Annotated in this window: 1 protein-coding gene; it reads left to right on the top strand. The window is 72.6% G+C overall.

Annotated features, from left to right (window positions below; translation table 11 throughout):
• Positions 1-773, top strand: a 773-nt coding sequence (locus EAD89_RS09570) for a discoidin domain-containing protein (RefSeq protein WP_147458784.1), incomplete at its 5' end; no start/stop codon positions are given.
• Positions 774-870: the final 97 nt, after the last annotated feature.

Below are 870 nucleotides of genomic sequence, written 5' to 3'. Positions count from 1 at the left end.
CCCCACCACCGACCACCCCGCCACCCGCCGGCGGGAACCTGGCCCTGAACCGGCCGGCGACCGCCACCAGCACCAACCAGAGCTACGCCGCATCCAACGCGGTGGACGGCAACGCGGCCACCTACTGGGAGAGCGCCAACAACGCCTTCCCGCAGTCGGTGACCGTCGACCTGGGCTCGGCCCGGCCCGTCGACCGGGTGGTGCTCAAGCTGCCCGCCGGCTGGGAGCGTCGTACCCAGACCCTGTCGGTGCTCGGCTCCACCGACGGGTCGTCGTACGCCACCCTGGCGGCCTCCACCGGCCGGGTCTTCGACCCCGGCACGGGCAACAGCGTCTCGATCGGCCTGCCCGCCGGTGACGCTCACCCGGATGTAGCGGCGGTCACCGAAACCAGCCACTCCGACGTGTACGCCGCACCCAACGCGGTGGACGGCAACGTGGGCACCTACTGGGAGAGCGCCAACAACGCCTTCCCCCAGTCGCTGACGGTGGACCTGGGGACCGCCCGGTCGGTGTCCCGGGTCGTGCTGAAGCTGCCACCGTCGTCAGCCTGGCAGACCCGCACCCAGACGCTGTCGGTGCTCGGCTCCACCAACGGCTCCTCCTGGGCGACGGTCAAGCCGTCCGCCGGCTACACCTTCAATCCGGCCAGCGGCAACACGGTCACCGTGACGTTCGCGGCGACCAGCCAGCGCTACCTGCGGCTGACCGTCACCGGCAACAGCGGCTGGCCCGCCGGTCAGCTCAGCGAGTTCGAGGTCTACTCCAGCTAGCCCCGTGGCCCCCGCCCAGCCGGACGGGGGCCACCCGGCCGGAACGGTTCGGCGCAGCGCAGCGCGGGCCCGCCCGATTCCCGTCCCCCACCCGCAC

This window comes from Micromonospora sp. BL4 (assembly GCF_003667505.1).
GTDB lineage: Bacteria > Actinomycetota > Actinomycetes > Mycobacteriales > Micromonosporaceae > Micromonospora.
The sequence above is the reverse complement of the archived record's forward strand: the minus strand, read 5'-3'. Positions and strand labels throughout refer to the sequence as shown.